Origin of the sequence: Actinomadura rugatobispora (assembly GCF_042656285.1) — a bacterium.
Taxonomy (GTDB): domain Bacteria; phylum Actinomycetota; class Actinomycetes; order Streptosporangiales; family Streptosporangiaceae; genus Spirillospora; species Spirillospora rugatobispora.
In genome coordinates this window covers 96,062-115,053 of sequence record NZ_JBHSON010000006.1, presented here as the reverse complement: position 1 = coordinate 115,053, position 18,992 = coordinate 96,062, and the positions used below count along the sequence as shown (strand labels likewise).

Sequence of the window (18,992 nt, the reverse complement as noted above, 5' to 3'; positions counted from 1 at the left end):
CGACGGCTCCCCGCACACATACGAAAGAAGGAACGGGATGGCACGCAGGTCCATCGGGATCGTCATGAACGGCGTCACCGGCCGCATGGGGTACCGCCAGCATCTACTCCGCTCGATCCTGGCGATCCGGGAACAGGGCGGGCTGCCGCTGGCCGACGGCACCCTGCTGTGGCCGGAGCCGGTGCTGGTCGGGCGCAGCGAGGACAAGCTGCGCACGCTGGCCGAGAAGCACGGGCTGGACGCCTTCACGACCGATCTGGCCGAGGCCCTGGCACGGCCCGGCGTCGAGATCTACTTCGACGCCCAGATCACCTCGGCCCGGGTCCCGGCGATCCGCGCGGCGATCGAGGCGGGCAAGCACGTCTACACCGAGAAGCCGCTGGCCGAGGACCTGGATGAGGCGCTGGAGCTGGCCCGGCTGGCCGACGCGGCTGGCATCCGGCACGGCGTCGTCCAGGACAAGCTGTTCCTGCCGGGGCTGCGCAAGCTGAAGCGCCTGATGGACGGCGGGTTCTTCGGCCGCGTGCTGTCGGTGCGGGGCGAGTTCGGCTACTGGGTGTTCGAGGGCGACTGGCAGGAGGCGCAGCGGCCGAGCTGGAACTACCGGGCCGAGGACGGCGGCGGCATCATCCTCGACATGTTCGCCCACTGGCGGTACGTGCTGGACGCGATCGCGCCGGTCCGGTCGGTGCAGGCGCTGGGCGCCACGCACATCCCCGAGCGGGTGGACGAGCACGGCAAGCCGTACGAGGCCACCGCCGACGACGCCGCGTACGGGATCTTCGAGCTGGAGGGCGGGATCGTCGCGCAGATCAACTCCTCCTGGACGACCCGGGTGTTCCGGGACGAGCTGGTGGAGTTCCAGGTGGACGGGACCGAGGGCAGCGCCGTGGCGGGCCTGCGGCGCTGCCGCGTCCAGCACCGTTCGATGACGCCCAAGCCGGTGTGGAACCCCGACCTGCCCGCCACGCACGACTTCCGCGGCCAGTGGCAGGAGGTCCCCGACAACGAGGAGTTCGACAACGGCTTCAAGGTGCAGTGGGAGATGTTCCTGCGGCATGTCGCCGACGACGGGGAGTTCCCGTGGGACTTCTACGCGGGCGCGCGGGGCGTGCAGCTGGCCGAGCTGGGGCTGAAGGCGTGGCGCGAGGGGCGGCGGCTCGAGGTGCCGGAGCTGACCCGATGACATCGGCGGCGGTCAAGCTGGACCTGCCGGCGGCGGACGGGTCGCTGGTCCCGTACGCGCTGGGGGAGCCGCGGGCGTTCGCGCGGCCGGCGGGTCCGGCCCGGTCGCGGGCGGCGTTCGCGGCGGCGCACGTCGTCCCGGACCCGTTCTCGGAACGCTCCTCGCTGGACTGGGACACGACGCTGGCGTTCCGCCGCCACCTGTGGTCGTACGGGCTCGGCGTGGCGGAGGCGATGGACACCGCGCAGCGCGGGATGGGCCTGGAGTGGGAGACCACGAAGGAGCTGATCAGGCGCAGCGGGGCGGAGGCGCGGGCGCACGGCGGGCTGATCGCCTGCGGCGCGGGCACCGACCAGCTGGAGCCGGGGCCGACGTCCCTGGACCGGGTGGCCGCCGCGTACGAGGAGCAGCTCGCGGTGGTGGCGGAAGCCGGCGCGGTGCCGATCCTCATGGCCAGCCGCCAGCTCACGGCCTCGGCCACGGGCCCGGAGGACTACGCGAAGGTGTACGGGCGGCTGCTGGGCCAGCTCGACCGCCCGGCGATCCTGCACTGGCTCGGCCCGATGTTCGATCCGGCGCTGGAGGGCTACTGGGGCGCGGCCGATCTCGACGCGGCCGCCGACGCCGTCCTGTCGATCATCGCGGAGCACGAGTCGAAGGTGGACGGCATCAAGGTCTCGCTGCTGGACGCGGACCGCGAGATCGCCATCCGGCGCCGCCTGCCCGCGTCCGTGCGCCTCTACACGGGTGACGACTTCAACTACCCGGACCTCATCCGCGGTGACGACCAGGGCCACAGCGACGCCCTCCTGGGCATCTTCGACCCGATCGCCCCCGCGGCCGCGACGGCCCTGCACGCGCTGGACGAAGGCGACCTCGCCACGTACGAGGAGGTCTTCTCCCCCACGCTGCCGCTCGCGCGCCACATCTTCGAGACCCCGACCTACTACTACAAGACCGGTGTGGTGTTCCTGGCGTGGCTGGCGGGCCACCAGCGGCACTTCCGCATGGTGGGCGGCCTGGAGAGCGCGCGGTCCGTCCCGCATCTGGTGCGCCTGTTCCAGCTCGCCGACGCCGCCGGTCTGCTGCCCGACCCCGAACTCGCCGCGTCCCGCATGCGGGCCTGGCTGACCGTCCAGGGGGTGCCCCAGTGACCGTTCCCGATCCGCGATTCAGCCTCAACCAGTGGACGACACGGCACTGGCCTATCCCCGACCTCGTGTCCGGCTGCGTCGCCAGGGGCGTCCGTGGCGTGGGCCTGTGGCGGGAGCCCGTCGCGGAGTACGGCCTGGCCCGTACGGCGAAACTGATGGGCGACGAGGGGCTGACCGTCACGTCCCTGTGCCGCGGAGGGTTCTTCCAGGAGAAGGACGCCATCGCCGAGAACCGCCGCGCCATCGAGGAGGCCGCCGAACTGGGCACTCCTGTGCTCGTCCTGGTGAGCGGTGGCCTGCCCGAGGGTTCACGCGACATCGACGCTGCGCGTGCACGGGTGGCCGAGTGTCTGGCGGAGCTGGCGCCCTACGCGGGAAGCCACAACGTCCAGTTGGCCATCGAGCCCCTGCACCCGATGTACGCGTCGGACCGGTGCGTCGTCTCCACCCTCGGCCAGGCGCTCGACCTCGCCGCCCCGCACCCCCCGGAGCAGGTCGGCGTCGTCATCGACACCTACCACCTGTGGTGGGACACGGCCGCCTACGACGACATCGCCCGCGCCGGGGCCGAGGACCGGCTGGCCGTCTTCCAGGTGGCCGACTGGGTCACGCCGCTGCCCGAGGGCGTGCTGACGGGACGCGGCATGCTCGGCGACGGCTGCGTCGAGCTGCGCCGCTTCCGCGAGGCGGTGGAGGCCACCGGCTACACCGGCCCCATCGAGGTCGAGATCTTCAACGAGGAACTGTGGGCGATGCCCGGCCCCGACGCCCTCACCCTCACCCTGGACCGCTTCGCGGAGCACGTGGTGTGACCGGCACGGCGGCGGCGGAGGGCCGGAGCTGGCGGAACTCGGCCGGGGCGTGGCTCGGCATCGGCACCGCGCCCGGCACGCTGGTGCTGGGCGCCCAGGTCGGCGGGCGGCACGACGGCGCCCTGCCGCTGGTGGTGCTGGTGGCGGGCGGGATCGTCATGTGCGCGCTGCTGGCCGCCCAGGGCCGGCGCGGGCTGCGCCCTCCCGAGGGCGAGAACGCCACGCTCGCCGAGCTGTCGCCGCGCTACCTGCCGCCCGTCACCGACCGCGCGGTCACCGGGCTGCTGGCCCTCGCCATGATCGGCTGGTTCGGGTTCAACGTCGGGCTGGGCGGCGGGGCGGTCGCCGCGCTGACCGGCGTTCCCGACGTCGCGGGCGTGCTGGTGCTGACGGTGCCGATCGTGGCGGTGCTGCTGGCCGGGGGCGGCCGGTGGAACGCCGTCGCGCTGGCGACCACGCTGATCGCGATCGCGCTGATCGCGGTGGTGGCGGTACGGCTCGCGCCGCCGTCCCCGCCGGTGACGCTGTCCCCGGGCGGCTCGCCGCTCGTCCTGGCCGCCGACCTGGCCGGGTACATCGGCTACGTGTCGGTGTTCGCGGTGCGCGCGCCCGACTTCACCGTGGGGCTGCGCGGCCGCGGCGACCTGTGGTGGTGCGTGGGGCTGCTGGTCGGCCCGGCGCTGGCGGCGACCGTCGTCGGGGCGGGGCTGGCGGCCTCCAGCGGCTCCACCGACGTGGTCGCGGTGCTGGCCGGTCCGGAGGGACTGCCGGTCGCGAACCTGTTCGTGGCGGCCTCGGTGATCGCGCCGACGCTGGCCGCGGTGCACTCGGGCGTCTTCGCGGTGCGCCGGTTCTCGCCGCGGCTGCCGGACTGGGCGGCGGTGCTCGTGCTGGCCGTGCCGGGGACCGTGCTGGCGGCCGTCCGGGTGGACCGGCTGCTGCTGACCTGGCTCACGATCCTGGCCGCCGTCCTCCCGGCCCTGATCCCGCCCATGACCGCCGAGGCCCTCCGCCGCCACCGCGCCCGCCGCGCCCTCAGCGAAGGGGCGCCTCCCCGCACGGACCCGCGCCCATACCCAGAGCGCAGCACCGACGGGGCCGCCAACACGGACGTGCCCGCCGGGGAGCGTGGCGGGGCGCCCTCACGCGGAGCGCGGCGGCGGGTGCGGGCGACGGCGCACGCTCCGCCCGCGAACGCGACGCCTCCGGACACGGACGGCGCGGACGGCGCGGTCGCGCGTTCGGCGGACGCACCGCCGGCGGGCGGGGCGCGGCGGTACGTGTCGACGTGGTTGTGGGCGCCGGGGGCGGCCCTGGCGCTCGGCCTGACGCTGGCCGGGTTCACGGCGGCGGCGCCGGCCGGGCTGGCGGTGTCGTCGCTGGCCACGGTCGCGCACAGCACGCTCACACGAGCGCGCGGAACACGCCGAATTCGTTCTTGACGGGCCGGAAGGTTCCTCGTACGTTCATGAAAGCGCTTCCAGAAAGCGCTTTCCAGCCAACTCGCCACCCCCCTTTGGACGGCCGGAATGACCAGACTGAGATGGTCCGTACCGACGATCCTCGCCCTCGCGGCGTCGCTGCTGGCGGTGCCGCCCGCCACGGCGCGCGACGACGGCCCGATCAAGGATCCGATCCCGGACGACCCGGCGCCCGCCGGGATGGGCCTCGTCCTCCAGGAAGTCGCCCAGTTGCCCAAGTCCGAGCCGACTCCGCCCGAGCTGGTGACCGACCCGCGGCTGAAGCGGCACAACCGCATCAACTACGTGGGCGAGATCCCCGACGGCTCGGGACGGCTGTTCGTCCCCGACCTCAACGGAAAGCTGTACTTCCTCGACGGTAAGACCAAGGAGCAGAAGGTCTACCTGGACGTCGGGGCCACCTTCGCGCCGGACTTCTTCTCCGCCCAGGGGCTCGGCCAGGGCTTCGGCTTCACGGCCTTCCACCCCGAGTTCAAGAAGAACGGCAAGTTCTACACCGTCCACGTCGAGGCCGGCGAGGCGCTGAAGACCAAGACGCCCGACCTCACGCCGCAGCCCAGGACCGCCTACCACGGCGTCGTGGACGAGTGGACGGCCACCGACCCGTCCTCCGACACCTTCCAGGGCACCCGTCGGGAGCTGCTGCGCGTCGGGTTCTCCGGACGCATCCACGGCATCCAGCAGATCGACTTCAGCCCCAACGCCCGGCCCGGCGACGCCGACTACGGCAAGCTCTACATGGCGGTCGGCGACGGCGGCAACGGCAACGTCGGCGACAACGGCGGCGACCCGCAGAACCTCGGCGTCCCGCAGGGCAAGATCCTGCGCATCGACCCGGCCGGGAACGACAGCGCCAACGGCAAGTACGGCATTCCCGCCGACAACCCGTACGCGGGCCAGGCGGGCAAGGTCGGCGAGATCTACGCCCACGGCATGCGCGACCCGCACCGCTTCAGCTGGGACACCAAGGGCTCCAAGCGGATGTTCCTGGCGCACATCGGCGAGCACGCCATCGAGTCGATCCACCAGATCTCGCCCGGCAGCAACCTGGGCTGGAGCGAGCGTGAGGGCGCGTTCCGCTTCGACAAGGCGGACCGCTGCTTCCTCTACCCGCTGCCCGCCGACGACATCAAGAACGGCTACGAGTACCCGCTGGCCGCCTACGACCACGACCCGCCGGTCGGCCACTCGTGCACGTCCGACAGCGGCCACGCCATCTCCGGCGGCTACGTCTACCGCGGCGGCCACCTGCCCGCGCTGCGCGGCAAGTACCTGTTCACCGACATCGTCGACGGCCGGCTCCTCTACACCGAGGAGCGGGACATGCGGCGCGACCCCACCGGGCAGAAGCGCGCGCAGATCTACCAGCTGGCCGCCTACGACACCGCCGGCAACCCCGTCACGATGCGGCAGCTCGCCGGGGACAACCGGGTCGACCTGCGGTTCGGCATGGACGCCAAGGGCGAGCCGTACCTGCTCGCCAAGGCCAACGGCAAGATCTGGAAGATCGTCGGGACCCGGACGTTCGCCGACTGCAAGACCGGTCCGGTACGGGTGAGCCACGCGACCAGGGCCGGTGACTGGACGCCGGTCACCCCGTCCAAGTGGCGGTTCGAGAACGGGCAGGTCGTCCTGGCCGAGGCCGGCGCCGAGCGGCCCGGACCGCGCCGCCCGTTCGAGTACGCGGTGCTCCAGAAGGGCCCGGCGGTCGGCTCCAGCCGGATCGACGCCAAGGTCAGGCTGGACACCCCGGTCGAGGTCAGCAACCGCGACGTGATCATCGTCTTCGGCTATAAGTCGGACACCGAGTTCTACTACGCCCACCTGTCCAGCGACAACACGATCTACCCGCACAACGGGATCTTCGTGGTGAACAACGCGGACCGGCTGCGCATCGACGGGCAGTGGAACGGGAACCGGCAGGCGCCGAAGGGCGCGCCGCCCGCGATCAAGGACGCCGCCTGGCACGACGTCCAGGTCGAGCACTGCGCCGGCACCGGCGAGATCGCGGTGTACGTGGACGGCGGCCGCAAGCCGATCATGACGGCCGTGGACACCACGTTCGGCTCCGGCCGGGTGGGCTTCGGCTCGTTCGACAACGTCGGGCGCCTGCGCGACCTGACCGTCACCGGCACCCCCGCCCAGTAGTCCCCGCTCGGTAACCCCCCTGCACCGGGCCGTGGCGCGTACGCAGGAGCGCGCCACGGCCCGGCCCCACCCCCTTTTCCCTTAGGAGCCGACGATGATCGTTCGTCGTGTCCCGGCGGCGCTGCTGGCCGCCACGATCGGAGCCTCGCTGCTGGCCGCCGCCGGCCCGGCCCAGGCGCAGCCCGGCGGCGGCCTCCACGGCCCGGACGTCTTCCCCAGCCTCAAGCGCGACCTGGTCGCCTACTACGACTTCGACCATCCCGTCCGGGGCAACCCCGCCAAGGAGCGCGACCTCGGCCGGTCCGGCACCGACATCGACCTGGTGAACGGCGGCGCCGCGATGCGCGTCCCCGACCGGGCCCACCGCCGGAGCGGGAACGCCGTCCAGTTCGGGCAGGTCAACCCGGGCACGGCGGGCAACGACGACTGGAAGGCCGGGATCTACTCGCCCACCGGCGTGCCGTCGCTGCGCGCCTACAACGCCGCCAAGGGCGCCACCATCATGGGCTGGTTCAAGATGACCGGCACCAACCCCAGCCCCAACTCCAACACCGCGGACCCGAACGACCTGTACAACGCGATCGGGCTGGCGGGCGTGCTGACCGGCACCTCGCAGGGGCACGACGTGCGGGCCCTGCTGGAGCTGATCAACGTCAACGGCGAGCTGAAGGTGGTCGCCCTCGGCCGCCGCGTCGACGGCGGCAACTCCCAGACGTTCGCCGCGTCCCAGGACTGGCAGAGCGTCCTGCCGCTGAACGAGTGGGTGCACCTGGCCGCGACGTTCGACTTCGACACCGGCACGATGGCCCTCTACAAGAACGGCGAGGCGCTGCCGGGCTTCTACACCCGCGCCGACGACCCGTGGGCGATCGAGGGGCCGCCGGAGCCGGACGTGACCACCGCGTCCGACCCCGCCGGGATCAAGATCGGCGGGAGCTTCCCGCAGAACACCCGCGAGCAGAACCCGTGCAACTGCCGGATGGACACGCTGCTGTTCCTGGACCGCCCGGCGACCGCCGCCGAGGTCCGCCACCAGTTCCGCCGCTGACCGCCGACAGGCCACGCGCGCCCCGCCTACCTCCCGGGCGGGGCGCGCCTCCCTTTCCGGGGGCGCCTACGGTGTCGGATTGCGGAAGGGGTCGTGTTCGGCCAGCAGCTTGTCCAGCCGGGCCTGGTCCACGCGGGTGGTGATGGACTGGCTCTCCTGCCTGTCCCGCACGCACTTGGCGAGCGTGAAGGTGGACGTGATGACGTACAGCAGGCCCAGCGCGAGGAACGCCCGCATCCAGGCGTCCACCGGCATGTAGACGACGCCGAGCGCCACTCCGGCGCTGGACGCGGCGAACGAGATCACCGACTGGACGAAGAACGCCGTGGTGGTGGCCGAGGACTTGACCGCGGTGGGAGTCGTCATGCCTCCAGAGTGTGCGGCCGCTCCCCGCCCCGCGCCTGAGTACGGCTACTCAAATGCCCCCGGGGCTTGTGCGGGTGTCGGCGGGGTCGGGATGATGTCGGTTGATCACAGGCGTCGGGGGAGGCGGGATGCGGCTGCTCGCGGCGATCGTCCTGGTGGCCGGACTGGTGACGGCGGGCTGCGGGGACGCCCGGACGGGGTCGATCCTCGACAAGGAGACCCTGGTCGTCGGCGTCCGCCCGGACCTTCCCTCGCTGGGTTTCAGACGGCCCGACGGGACGTTCGAGGGGTTCGACATCGACGTCGCGCGCTACATGGCGCGGCAGCTGGGCGCGGACATCAGGTTCGTGCCGGTCCTCGCGAAGGACCGGATCGAGGTGCTGCGGGACGGACGCGCGGACCTGGTCCTGGCCACCCTGTCCGTCACCCCCGACCGCAAGACGCAGATCGCCTTCGCGGGCCCGTACTACAACTCCTACCAGGACGTCATGGTGCGCTCGGACGAGCGGGACGTCGACGACGTCCGCGACCTGAAGGACCGCAGGTTCTGCGCGGTCGAGGGCGCCGACCCGACGACGCGGCTGCTGGCGCTGCACGGGATGACGGCGCGGCTCGTCCCGGCGAAGAACTACGGCGAGTGCATGGCGATGATGCGGTCCCGGACGATCGACGCCGTCACCACCAACGACGTGATCCTGGCCGGGCTCATCAGGAGCGAGGGCGGGCGCGCCAACCGGCTCGTCAACGCCAGGATCAGCGAGCAGAACACCGGCATCGGGATCCGGCGCGGCGACCCGGACGGCTGCGAGGCGCTCAACACGGCCATCACGCGGATGTACCAGGACCGCACCGCCGACGCCCTGTTCGCCAAGTGGTTCGGCGGCACCGGGCTGGACCGGGCGATCGTCGAGGTCCCCCAGTTCGAGGGCTGCGACTGACGCGACCGGGTCACGGGGTCTCGGCCACGCGCAGAGGCTCCTCGGCGGGGGCGTGCACGGCGATGCGCGGCTCCTCCGCACCGGTGCGGACGCGGTCGAGGGCGGGCCCGGCGGTGGGCCGCTGATGGACGGGGCGCAGCATCTCGGCCGCGCCGAGGACGACCGCCTCGGCCGCGTTCGGCGCCACCTGCGCGCGCAGTCCGGTCTCCCGGCGGATCAGCTCGTCCAGGCCGTGCAGCCGCGCGGCGCCCCCGGTGAGCGTGACGCCCACCGAAAGGAAGTCCCGCGCCATCTCCGGCGGCGCGGCGGCGACCGCGGTCCGGACCGCCCGCACGATCGCGCGCAGCGCGGGCGCGATCGCGTCGTGGACGTCGGCGGACGACATCACCGCCCGGCACGGCAGGTCGCTGTGCCGGTCCTTGCCGTGCACGACGGTCACCCGGTCGGGCGTCCGGTCCGGCGTCGCGGTGCCCAGCTCCAGCTTGGCGGCCTCGGCCGTCACCGGCCCGATGTGCAGGCCGTAGCCCCAGCGGGCGCGGGCCATGACGGCCTGGTCCATGGCGGCGCCGCCGACCAGCGCCGTGTGCGAGCCGACCAGCTCGCCGCCGAGCAGCACCCCGACATCGGTGACCTGCGCGCCGACGTCGGCGATGATCGCGACGTCCTCGCCGGACCCGGGCAGCCCCGCCCCGAACGCCGCCGCGACCGGCACCGGGACGAGCAGCAGGCGCCGGGCGCCGGCGTTGAACGCCGCCGCCCGCACCGCGCCCTGATGCACCTGGTTGATGGCGCTGGGCACGGCGATGGCCATGTCCGGCTTGGCCATGTGCCGCATCCGGTGGTGGGCGCGCAGCAGGAAGCGCAGCAGGCTCTCGGTCTCGTCCACGTCCGCCGGGACGCCGTCGCGGATCGGGTGGACGAGCGTGACGCCGCGCTCGTTGCTCGCCAGGGTCAGCGCGGAGGTTCCGGTGGCCAGCATCCGCCCGGTGCGGGTACTGCGGGCGATCGCGGAGGGCTGGGAGACCACGATGCCGCGGCCGTGCACATGCATCCGCACCGTGGCGCTGCCGAGGTCGACGGCGGTGGCGCGGCACGGGAAGTCGCTCAGGCGTCTGCGGCCATGGTGAGCCATCCTGCTGCCCCCTTGTGTTCGGTCGTCACGCCAGGATCGGCTGGCGTGTCGGGTGGTTCCTCTTATCTCCTCACCGTGGCCGGTTTGCCCTAACACCACCGAGCTCTCCCGGTATGGCAAACGGAGTGCCCTGGTCAGGTACAAGCTTTCGCTTGGAAGGAGCCGACCGGGGAGCCAACTCAGGCGGACTTGCTGCCTGTCGTCTCGGACCCGGTACGGAAGATCTCGTCCATGACCTCAGCCCCGCCCTTGATCACGGGCTTGAGTTGATGCCGGTAGACGGTCTCGGTGGTGTTGGTGGTGGTGTGGCCGACAAGATCGGCGATCCTCTGGACGGGGATGCCGTGATCGCTGACGTCGGCTCTCACGTCAGAGCCACAGATCAGGGAACCGCGAACCCTGCTCACGGCGACGCCGGGCGACGATTCGGCCCGTAAGTAATGATCTTTAATTCGCCGCCGACAAAGCATCCTCAGAGATCACGAACGTCACCCAACCGCGGCAACGATCATCCAGGTAGAGCAAGCGGGCCACATCGATCGGCGACGCTCGTTCAAAACCAGCCATCAAGCGGTAGGAGATGGTGCATCATGGGCCAGAACGGGACCAGGCAGGGTGAGGTGCAAAAGACGCGCCACCAGCGGCTTCGTAAGGCAGGACTGGGCCGAGCAGTAGGCGCTGGTAGAGTCGTCTGATCGGTGAGGAGCACTCGGCACTATCGCCCGCACACTTCCTGGAATCAGATTGACGGGGATATGCGAAAGGGGGCCTGTAGTGCCAGAATCCGATCTCGGCGGTCAGCAGGACACACCCCCATCGGATCAGGCCGCACGGGCGACGCCTCGAACGGGCAATGGTGCCATCACCTGTGGATTACTGGTGGTACTCGCCGTTCTCGCCGGCGTTCTATTCGTCGTCGGCGCACAGACACAGGGCACCATCCTAGCGATCGTGGGAGTGATCCTCACGGGCTTTGGGGTCGTAGCGGCCCTAGTGCTCACACCAGACGACAAAAGACGGATGCTGCAAATCGCCAACAATCTCCTCATCATCTTCACTATCATCGGACTGGCGTTCCTCGGCTACAAAGCAGTGGCGTACAATTATCGTTCACTCACGGTTACGTCCGACGTGAGGCTGCCCCAGCAGCAGTTGGGGCCCGGCGATTCCGTCCCCCTGCGCACAGAAATTCCGTCTCCACGTAGATATATAACAATCACCTTCGGCTGGAAAGATGCAAATCCAGAACTCGGAGGATGCGGGGTCGATGCGGAACTGACATTTTTCGGGCACTACGGATACCCGCGATCTCCCATTAAGATGCACGGAATCAAGGACGCAATCAAGATCGACCTCGGCTCCGCCCGCAAAAGCGCCGAGGTGCAGGTGCGGTTGGATTCAGCAGATTCGCGATGTCTCGGGACTCTTTATGTCAAATACGCCAAGGCGCACAGATAACCACAGGGCCGCGACAACGTCTCACCGGAGGCGCAGAAAGCTACTGGCCGCGATCGCGGGGCTGGTCACGGTGGCCGTGGTAGGCGCGCTGGCCTGGCATCTCAACACTGATACATCCGCGCCCAGCGGCCCTCCCGCTCGGACAACGTCACCCAACCCCACATCAATCTTCTCCAAACCGCGCATGACGATCGCATTCAAGGACGACCAGCCGGGATTGTCCCACAGCACATCTGGCGGAAAGTGGGCGGGATTCGAATACGATCTGGGTGAATATTTGGCAACACAGTTCAAAATAACGAAAGTCCCTCTCGGGGTTTCCTCAGACCGCCGTGACACCGTTCTCCGGAACGGAGAAGCCGACCTGGTGCTTGCCACTCTCTCGTATACCGATGCGCTCGTCACAAAAATTGAGATGGCCGGACCCTACATGATCACCAGCCAGGGCATTCTGGTGCGGTCGGATAATGACGAGATCCACACCGTCAAGGATCTCAAGGGAAAGACGGTCTGCGCTGCCACGGGATCAACCTCGCTGACAGAGATCAAGAAGCCGGCTTACGGTATTGCGTACAGGGAGGAGCCGGAGTACAGCTCCTGCGTACGGGCGCTCCGCAAGGGTGATATCGCTGCGGTCAGCACCGACGAAAGCATCCTCTATGGCTTCCAGCAACGCCATCCAGCCGAGGTGAAGGTGGTCCGCGGTGCAAGGCTCGGAGAACTCAGCCGGTACATGATCGGACTTCCACCGGGACATAAGGACGACTGCGCTCGAGTAGCAAAAGTGCTTCGCGATTTCATCAAGAGCGAACGGTGGCGGGATCAGATACGGTCTCATCTACACGCCATGACCAAGGCGGAAACGGATTTCGAGAACAGAGCAAAGCCTGCACCCGAAACAGTGAGGTGTTGGACCTAGGGTCTGTCTCGAAGTGGCCTCAGGTACCGCGCGAGCGCGTTACCCGGTCGGTGGCGCGACGCCGGAGACGAGCGTCACCGGCCAGATCGCGAAGCGATGCCGCGCTCGCCAAGTCCCGGTGAGGGGCGAGCCGCCAGGCGAGCGCCGTAGGCCGGGACTTAGAGGTCATAACAAATGTGCATTTAAGGCCACGTGTCGTGACGGTCGGGTGTGTTGTGGGGCGGTGCGCAAGGGTGAGCAACCTCCCTGGATCGTGCGCGACGGCCTGTGGGAGCGGATAGAGCCGCTGCTGCCGAAGGCCGAGCGCCGCAAGCGCCATGCCGGCCGCAAGCGGCCGGACGACCGCAAGGTGCTCTGCGGGATCCTGTTCGTGCTGCACACCGGTATCCGATGGGAGTTCCTGCCCCAGGAGCTGGGGTTCGGGTCGGGGATGACGTGCCGGCGGCGGCTGGCCGAGTGGCACGAGGCCGGCGTATGGGAGCGGCTGCACCGGCTGCTGCTGGAGGAGTTGCACGCCGCCGGGCAGCTGGACTGGTCCAGGGCGGTGATCGACAGCTCGCACGTCCGGGCGCTCAAGGGCGGCCCAAAACCGGGCCGAGCCCGGTCGACCACGGACGGCCGGGCTCCGAACACCACGTCCTGACCGAAGGCCACGGAATCCCGCTGGCCCTGGCGTTGACCGGCGGCCTTCACGGCCCTGGCTGCGGCACCATCTGTCGGCGACACCTCGTCCGCTGATTCTGTTTGCACCTCTTAGAGACACAGCCTAAGTTGGCCCGGCCCTTCACGATCTCGCAGGACCGCCTCAGAGCGTCAGGTGAGCTGAGCGACCCCGGTCGGCTCCTTCCGATCTGGCCGGACGCTCCGAAATGGCCGGTATGGCAAACGGCGTGCCTTGAACGTGCCTGTACGGTCGGGGGCGTCACGGGCGAGTGGCCCGTACACGCCGGGGCTGGATACGGTTGCTCGATAGATCCGTAACCTTCGTACCCGGGGCCCGGAGGGAATGACGTGCGCGTCGTACAGCGACACGAGCTCGACCTGGTGTTCGCGGCCGACCAGGCCCAGAGGTTCCACAGGCGGGCCACCGCGAGCGACATCCCCAGGCTTCCCCGGTTCCCGGAGCGGCTGAACGACCTGCTCGGCCACGCGCGCGGCGAGCTGGCCTACCGGACGGCGTCCGACCCGGGCGCCCACGAGGCGGCGACCTGGGAGAGCACCACGCTGGCCCTGCAGGCCGGGGTGGGGGTGTTCACGGTCGCGCAGCAGGCCGAGGGCACCGTGGACTGCCAGATCGGCGCGGAGACGGTGACGATCCCCGCGACCGGCCCGATGTCGTGGACGAACGAGGGCGTCTGGCTGCAGGCCCTGTCCTTCGCGATGGTCTGCCGGGAGCGGGAGCGCACCGACTTCCTGTGCGCCGTCCCCGAAGAGCTCTTCCGGGCCTCGGAGGCAGGGGGCGTGCCCTACGCCTACATGGCGCCCTGGGGGCGTGCGCTGCGCGGGTGGTGGCGGCAGGAGCCCGACTACTACGACCACCTCGTGGAGGCCGTGCGCCAGGCCGACCCGGACGCGCCCGGTCTCGGCCGGGACGCCGCCGAGCACATCGCGCTGCTGGCGTTCCCGCGCATGAAGATGTTCACGGCCCTCGTCGAGAACGACCAGGACGCCTTCAACAACGCGCTCTACCAAGCCCTCGAACTGCACCAGACCTACTGGACGAGGGACGACGAGCGCGCCGCCAAGCCCGCCGCCTACGTCGCCCTCGAACCGCTCGCCCTGACCTGCGTGGCCAGGGAGCTCGGCTTCACCGTCGACGTGCGGTCGGACTACCTGCCCCAGGCGCTCGTGGACGGCACCTGGGTCGGCGAGTTCCCCACCTGAGTCAGAGCGCGGCTGGGGGCGGGGGGCCGAGCAGGAGCCCGTTCCACTCCAGGGTGCGCCTGGCCTCCGCGAGGGCGTCGGCGCCTACCTCGGGCAGGCGGAAGCCGCGTGCGCGGACGTGCTCGACGAGGTCGGGGGCGGGCGCCACGCCGTGCGCGTGGAGGTGGTACGGAACGCCGCCGAGCCAGACCCACGTGCCATCGGTATGGTAGGTGTTCGGCACGTTGGCCGGACGGCGGAGGTCGTAGGCGTCCACGAGGGGCTCGCCGTCGTCCCATACGACCGGGGCCTGCTCCAGGTAGCGGACCAGGGCCTCCCGCTCATGGTCCGGTACGGGAGGGCGCCTCAGCACCGTCGTGTCGTCCGGGGCCGGGTTGAAGGCGATGGGCAGCGACTGCTCGTAACGGGACGCCAGGCGTGCCAGTGCTTCGAGGCTCGGGAGCTCCTCTTCGCGCGCGTCCGGTGGGACGGCCCCGGCCCGGTCACCGCCTCCAGGCGACGGCTCGGCCCGGCAACGCGCCAGCGCCTCGATCGCGGGGACCCCTTGGCCGTACAGCTCGCGGAGACGGACGATCCAGGGGCCGCCCGCGTTCACACCGTCCATGCCCGAGTCCTTGCGTTCCATGTAGAACGCGGCGTTCCCCGCCACGGACGCCCACAGGTAGCCCAGCAGCACCGAGCCCTTGACGACGGGAAAGTAGCGGACGGGCCCGTCGGTCTCCAGGTCGTAGCTGGGGGGCACCTCGAAGTGCAGCGGCCCCCAGCCCTTGGACCTGTCCACGGGCGTGCCGTCGGGGAGCTCGCCGTCCTGGATGAGGGGGCCCGGCCCCGGGGGACGCGTGGGGTCGGCCAGGGCCTCGACCTCGGTGAGGGCGTCCGCCACCCTCTCGCGTACCCCGGACGGCACTCCCCCGCCCCTCGGGTCTTCCGGCTCCCCGATCCAGGCGCGGATGGCCTCGCGTGCGGGCAGGCCCTGCGCGTACGAGCGCTGGAGCCGTTCGTTCCAGACCATCGGGGCGTCCCAGGCCTCCTGGAGGAACTCGCGGCTCCGCAGGAACCCCGCGGCCCGATCGGTCACCGACGCCCACAGGAAGCCGATGCGGCCGCCGTTCAGCAGCACCGGCAGGTAGATGACCGGCTTCCGGGTGAACATCTCGTAGGTCTCCGGGGGCGGCTCCCGGAAGGAGGGCACCCCGGACGGCGGAGGCGGAGGCTGGTTCACGACGGCCTCCTCATCCGGAGGGGCTGGTGATGACGTTGACGGCTTCCTTGCGCGCGTCCTCGCTCACCTCGGGAAGCTGGAAACCGGCGGCCCTGATGTGGGCGACCAGGTCGGGCTCCGGCGGCAGGCCGTGCTTCTTGAGGTAGTAGCCCACGGCGCCCGGCCAGATCCACGTGCCGTCCGTGTGATAGGTCAGCGGCACGCTGGACGCGCGCTGCGGATCCAGGAGGTCGGTGTCGAAGCTCCGCGCGGCCAGCACGATCGGCGCCTGCTGCAGGTACCGCACGACCGCGTCACGGTCGCCGTCCGGGACCGGGGCACGCTGCACCACGGGCGCGCCGTCGGGCGCCATCGAGTCGAACGGCTTCGCCATGCGCAGCCCGTCGTCCGCCTCGGCCGCGCCGGTCGCGGCGGCGAGCCAGCCGGGGACGTTGCCCGGCTCGCGCGGGAACAGCCGCAGCTCCTCCTCGTACGCGGCGGCCGGAGGCCGGGCGTCGCGCCAGTCGGGCTCCTCCCGGTTGTCGTAGTTGGCGTCGAACGAGAACGGGAAGGTCAGCCGGAAGATGGCCGAGAACCACGTGCCCACGCCCGGCCGGTACATCGCCGAGCGGAGCTCCTGGAACAGCCCGGCCAGCTCGGGATGCGGCTCGACCAGCGTCGGGAACCGCTGCGACACCATCCGGACCTGCATCAGCGTCTCGGTGTGCCCGCCCACCGCCCGGTGGACGACGGTGCTCTCCTCCCACCCGGCGGGCAGGGCGTGCGCCAGCAGCAGCGTGATCCGCTCCAGCATCCGCTGCTGGGCGGCCGGGCCGGGCGGCTGCTCGCTCATCGGGCACCTCCGTCCCCGGCCGGCTGCTGGATCCGGTCGTGCAGCCACCGCGGCACATGCTCGTCCGCGCGCGGGAACACCGCCAGATCCTGGGCGAAGAACTCGCCGGGGAGGGGCGGATCCCACAGCGGGTCGAAGTCGCTGTTGAAGCTGACCCAGTACGCGCCGGGCGGATCCATCATGTAGCGCATCCCGAACCAGGTGCCCTCACCGGGCCGGTACATCATCGACCGCAGCTCGGCCGCGATGTGGGTGAGCTCCGGCACGGGCTCCACCGGCGGCGAGGACCCGTCCTTCATGATCACCGTGAGCCTCAGGTCGGCGGCTCCGGCGGTCATCAGGATCTTGAGGTCGATCCGCCGCCAGTCCGGCGGGGCCAGCTGGACCAGCAGCGCGCCCGTCCGCTGGGTGAGCTGCTCGTACCGCTGCCGGTCGTACGGCCGCGGCTCCTGGCGGGGCGCCGGGGCCTCGGAAGGCGGCTGGGTCATCGGGTGAGCGCTCCTCTCCTCACCGGGCGAGTCTATTGCCCGGTTCGTCGCACAGGCGTCCCGCCGGGACGCGTGATCTCGGTCAGCAGGCCCGACGCGACCAGGTCGGCGATCGAATCCACCAGGTAGTAGCCGCGGCCCGGCTCCTCGGGCGGATTCCGCAGTTCCTCACCGGTCGGGAAGATGGCCGTCCCGGCGAACAGGCCGGGGTGGACGCGCAGCGGCCGTTCCACCCGGTACACGCGGTAGGGGTGGGCGTCCGCGGTGCCGTACAGGCCCCGGACCGAGAACGGCGTGCCGATCTCGAACAGGAAGGGCCGGTCGGTGCCACCGTACGCGTCGAGCTCGGTGCCCGGGGGGAGCACCTCGACTGGCGCCGCCTCCGGCGCTTCCGGCTCGGGCGCGGGATGCGGCAGCATCTGCCCGGCGAGCCGTTCGAACACCTCATGAGTACTGACGAACCCGCCCCTTTCCGGCGGCGGACCGGTCTCGCACGCGAAATATCCACAACCTACCGGCCGGTTGTGGATAGGCCCCAGCGCGACGAAGGCCCCCGACTCCGGGCGAGGCAGCCCGCGCGTCCGCGCCCCGACCCGCCCGCCCTCGGCGGTCAGCATCCACGCGTCCCGGCCGGAATCGGGCTCGGTCCGCCTGTGCAGCAGCCCGGCGAGTTCGAGGACCGCACTGTTCACCTCGGCGCCCGCCCCGGCCAGCACCCCGCCGACCGCGTACGCGACCGCCTCCCGCACATGCTCAAAGGGAACCGCCCCACCGCCGCCCACCACGGCCCAGCCGCCCTCCCCGGGGGCGCGCACCACGGACCAGCGCCCGTCCGCGACCCGTCCGGCCAGGAACCGGCCCGACGCCCGCGGCGCCACGTCCCGCACCAGGTCCCGCGCCCGGACGAACAGGTGCTCCAGCCCGGCGGGCAGCGCCGCGACGAGCTCCCGCTCCTCCTGCACGACCCCCGGATCGACGGCGTCCGCCGCGGCCTGCGCCCCGGCCGCGCGACTCATCCACTCCGGGACGTCCTCCCTGGGAAACGCCCGCAACTCCTCGACGCACGCCGCCGCGGGCACCTCGGCCCCCCAGGCGACCTCGTCCGCCCGCTTGTAGGTGACGCCCCACTGCGGCCTGCCGCCGATCGCGCAGTACACACCGACGCCCACCTGCACCCACGTGCCGCGCCGCGCCTCGTACATCTCCGAACGGAGCCGCCGCAGCAGATCGAACACCCCCGACGCCGGAAGCAACTCCTCCGCCGGAATGAACGCCGTGGCCGTCCTGGTGCTGTGCCGCTTCAGGTGCTTGGGGTTGACCAGGCCGCCGCCGACGGAGATCCGCTCGTACGACCGTCCCACCGCGCGATAGGTGACCTCGGCCTTCTCCCACCCGCCCGGGAAGAGGTGCACCAGCAGCGTCGCGATGTCCGACAGCAGCCGGTCCTCCCGTTCACGCTCCACCACGCGCCCCCTCAGCCGGGCAGGTACCCGCGCCCGCGAGCCCGCAGCCCGTCCTCGAACAGCCCGTGCGTACGGCCCCGGAGCGAACGCACCAGCGCCGCCTCCTCACCCGTCAGCGCCCGCCCCTCGCCCCTGGCGACGTCCTCCAGCCCGTTGACGGTCTCGTACAGGGCGAACACGGCCCCGTCCCCCTTGAGACGGCGCCCGCGATACTCCTCCACCCGCTGCACGAACTCGGCGCGCGACAACGTCTCGATATCGGCGTGCGTCCCGCCCCTGATCTTCCGGACGTAGCTCATGTCGCGAAGGAACTCACCGTTCTCCGGCGAGAGAACCAGGCAGTCCAGCCCGCCCCCGTCCGGCTCCACGAAAACAACCGGCCGCCCCTCGTACACGTAGTACTCCGGCAACACACCACTCATCCCCTCACCTCCTCCTCACACCACCCCATCATGGGCCCT

At 70.9% G+C, this 18,992-nt stretch carries 18 protein-coding genes and 1 pseudogene; 11 read left to right on the top strand and 8 right to left on the bottom strand.

Features of this window, described 5'->3' with window-relative positions; genetic code table 11:
• Positions 1–37 precede the first annotated feature (37 nt).
• The 6 genes from ACFPZN_RS06075 to ACFPZN_RS06050 all read left to right on the top strand — a co-directional run bounded on the left by ACFPZN_RS06075 (position 38) and on the right by ACFPZN_RS06050 (position 7,829).
• Positions 38–1,186 carry a Gfo/Idh/MocA family protein gene (locus ACFPZN_RS06075; RefSeq protein WP_378280796.1) on the top strand — a complete coding sequence of 383 codons (1,149 nt, stop codon included), beginning with the start codon at positions 38–40 and terminating at the stop codon, positions 1,184–1,186.
• Complete coding sequence (locus ACFPZN_RS06070; RefSeq protein ID WP_378280795.1) at positions 1,183–2,340, top strand: dihydrodipicolinate synthase family protein; 1,158 nt, start codon at positions 1,183–1,185, stop codon at positions 2,338–2,340. Before ACFPZN_RS06075 ends, ACFPZN_RS06070 begins: the two co-directional genes overlap by 4 nt.
• Entirely contained in the window at positions 2,337–3,152 is an 816-nt protein-coding gene (locus ACFPZN_RS06065; protein WP_378280794.1) for a sugar phosphate isomerase/epimerase family protein, read from the top strand. The genes ACFPZN_RS06070 and ACFPZN_RS06065 overlap by 4 nt, the downstream gene beginning before the upstream one ends.
• Positions 3,149–4,594: a purine-cytosine permease family protein gene (locus tag ACFPZN_RS06060; protein WP_378280793.1), complete on the top strand. Its 1,446-nt coding sequence runs from the start codon at positions 3,149–3,151 to the stop codon at positions 4,592–4,594. The genes ACFPZN_RS06065 and ACFPZN_RS06060 overlap by 4 nt, the downstream gene beginning before the upstream one ends.
• A gap of 87 nt (positions 4,595–4,681) precedes the next feature.
• A complete protein-coding gene (locus ACFPZN_RS06055; protein WP_378280792.1) occupies positions 4,682–6,781 on the top strand; it encodes a PQQ-dependent sugar dehydrogenase in 2,100 nt (699 codons plus the stop codon).
• Positions 6,782–6,875: 94 nt separating this feature from the next.
• On the top strand, positions 6,876–7,829 hold the full coding sequence (locus ACFPZN_RS06050) for a LamG-like jellyroll fold domain-containing protein (protein ID WP_378280791.1): 954 nt from the start codon (positions 6,876–6,878) through the stop codon (positions 7,827–7,829).
• Positions 7,830–7,895: 66 nt separating this feature from the next.
• Here the strand turns inward: ACFPZN_RS06050 and ACFPZN_RS06045 are convergent, their stop codons facing one another.
• On the bottom strand, positions 7,896–8,195 hold the full coding sequence (locus ACFPZN_RS06045; protein ID WP_378280790.1) for a YiaA/YiaB family inner membrane protein: 300 nt from the start codon (positions 8,193–8,195) through the stop codon (positions 7,896–7,898).
• A 128-nt stretch (positions 8,196–8,323) separates the two neighbouring features.
• Here ACFPZN_RS06045 and ACFPZN_RS06040 point away from each other — a divergent pair, with 128 nt between their 5' ends.
• On the top strand, positions 8,324–9,133 hold the full coding sequence (locus ACFPZN_RS06040) for a transporter substrate-binding domain-containing protein (RefSeq protein ID WP_378280789.1): 810 nt from the start codon (positions 8,324–8,326) through the stop codon (positions 9,131–9,133).
• Between the two features lie 10 nt (positions 9,134–9,143).
• On the opposite strand, the gene ACFPZN_RS06035 is transcribed toward ACFPZN_RS06040, so the two are convergent.
• Both ACFPZN_RS06035 and ACFPZN_RS06030 read right to left on the bottom strand, forming a co-directional pair.
• Complete coding sequence (locus ACFPZN_RS06035) at positions 9,144–10,265, bottom strand: rod shape-determining protein (protein ID WP_378280788.1); 1,122 nt, start codon at positions 10,263–10,265, stop codon at positions 9,144–9,146.
• Positions 10,266–10,444: 179 nt separating this feature from the next.
• A complete protein-coding gene (locus ACFPZN_RS06030; protein ID WP_378280787.1) occupies positions 10,445–10,633 on the bottom strand; it encodes a hypothetical protein in 189 nt (62 codons plus the stop codon).
• A gap of 406 nt (positions 10,634–11,039) precedes the next feature.
• Between ACFPZN_RS06030 and ACFPZN_RS06025 the strand changes: the two genes are divergently transcribed.
• The 4 genes and pseudogenes from ACFPZN_RS06025 (at position 11,040) to ACFPZN_RS06010 (ending at position 14,526) form a co-directional block, all read left to right on the top strand.
• The gene (locus tag ACFPZN_RS06025; protein WP_378280786.1) at positions 11,040–11,723 is read left to right on the top strand and encodes a hypothetical protein; all 684 of its coding nucleotides are present in this window, start codon (positions 11,040–11,042) and stop codon (positions 11,721–11,723) included.
• 184 nt (positions 11,724–11,907) lie between these two features.
• Positions 11,908–12,642, top strand: coding sequence for a transporter substrate-binding domain-containing protein (locus ACFPZN_RS06020; protein WP_378280785.1), 735 nt, complete (start codon positions 11,908–11,910; stop codon positions 12,640–12,642).
• A 250-nt stretch (positions 12,643–12,892) separates the two neighbouring features.
• Positions 12,893–13,326: pseudogene (locus ACFPZN_RS06015) on the top strand (IS5 family transposase); the annotation flags it as partial.
• 327 nt (positions 13,327–13,653) lie between these two features.
• A complete protein-coding gene (locus ACFPZN_RS06010; RefSeq protein WP_378280784.1) occupies positions 13,654–14,526 on the top strand; it encodes an immunity 49 family protein in 873 nt (290 codons plus the stop codon).
• A gap of 1 nt (position 14,527) precedes the next feature.
• Here ACFPZN_RS06010 and ACFPZN_RS06005 read toward each other — a convergent pair whose 3' ends face one another.
• Genes ACFPZN_RS06005 through ACFPZN_RS05985 form a run of 5 tightly spaced genes read right to left on the bottom strand, consistent with a single transcriptional unit; the run spans position 14,528 to position 18,953 of the window.
• Positions 14,528–15,748 carry a hypothetical protein gene (locus ACFPZN_RS06005; RefSeq protein ID WP_378280783.1) on the bottom strand — a complete coding sequence of 407 codons (1,221 nt, stop codon included), beginning with the start codon at positions 15,746–15,748 and terminating at the stop codon, positions 14,528–14,530.
• A gap of 10 nt (positions 15,749–15,758) precedes the next feature.
• Entirely contained in the window at positions 15,759–16,580 is an 822-nt protein-coding gene (locus tag ACFPZN_RS06000; RefSeq protein WP_378280782.1) for a hypothetical protein, read from the bottom strand.
• Positions 16,577–17,068, bottom strand: a complete 492-nt coding sequence (locus ACFPZN_RS05995; protein ID WP_378280781.1) for a hypothetical protein — start codon at positions 17,066–17,068, stop codon at positions 16,577–16,579. The genes ACFPZN_RS06000 and ACFPZN_RS05995 overlap by 4 nt, the downstream gene beginning before the upstream one ends.
• Before the next feature lie 32 nt (positions 17,069–17,100).
• Positions 17,101–18,531 carry a glycohydrolase toxin TNT-related protein gene (locus ACFPZN_RS05990; RefSeq protein ID WP_378280780.1) on the bottom strand — a complete coding sequence of 477 codons (1,431 nt, stop codon included), beginning with the start codon at positions 18,529–18,531 and terminating at the stop codon, positions 17,101–17,103.
• Between the two features lie 11 nt (positions 18,532–18,542).
• Positions 18,543–18,953, bottom strand: coding sequence for a hypothetical protein (locus ACFPZN_RS05985; protein WP_378280779.1), 411 nt, complete (start codon positions 18,951–18,953; stop codon positions 18,543–18,545).
• Positions 18,954–18,992 lie beyond the last annotated feature (39 nt).

Coding starts and splice junctions, on each gene's coding strand:
- ACFPZN_RS06075 (WP_378280796.1), top strand. CDS start 38: ATGGCACGCAGGTCCATCGGGATCGTCATGAACGGCGTCACCGGCCGC.
- ACFPZN_RS06070 (WP_378280795.1), top strand. CDS start 1,183: ATGACATCGGCGGCGGTCAAGCTGGACCTGCCGGCGGCGGACGGGTCG.
- ACFPZN_RS06055 (WP_378280792.1), top strand. CDS start 4,682: ATGACCAGACTGAGATGGTCCGTACCGACGATCCTCGCCCTCGCGGCG.
- ACFPZN_RS06050 (WP_378280791.1), top strand. CDS start 6,876: ATGATCGTTCGTCGTGTCCCGGCGGCGCTGCTGGCCGCCACGATCGGA.
- ACFPZN_RS06045 (WP_378280790.1), bottom strand. CDS start 8,195: ATGACGACTCCCACCGCGGTCAAGTCCTCGGCCACCACCACGGCGTTC.
- ACFPZN_RS06040 (WP_378280789.1), top strand. CDS start 8,324: ATGCGGCTGCTCGCGGCGATCGTCCTGGTGGCCGGACTGGTGACGGCG.
- ACFPZN_RS06035 (WP_378280788.1), bottom strand. CDS start 10,265: ATGGCTCACCATGGCCGCAGACGCCTGAGCGACTTCCCGTGCCGCGCC.
- ACFPZN_RS06020 (WP_378280785.1), top strand. CDS start 11,908: ATGACGATCGCATTCAAGGACGACCAGCCGGGATTGTCCCACAGCACA.
- ACFPZN_RS06000 (WP_378280782.1), bottom strand. CDS start 16,580: ATGAGCGAGCAGCCGCCCGGCCCGGCCGCCCAGCAGCGGATGCTGGAG.
- ACFPZN_RS05995 (WP_378280781.1), bottom strand. CDS start 17,068: ATGACCCAGCCGCCTTCCGAGGCCCCGGCGCCCCGCCAGGAGCCGCGG.
- ACFPZN_RS05985 (WP_378280779.1), bottom strand. CDS start 18,953: ATGAGTGGTGTGTTGCCGGAGTACTACGTGTACGAGGGGCGGCCGGTT.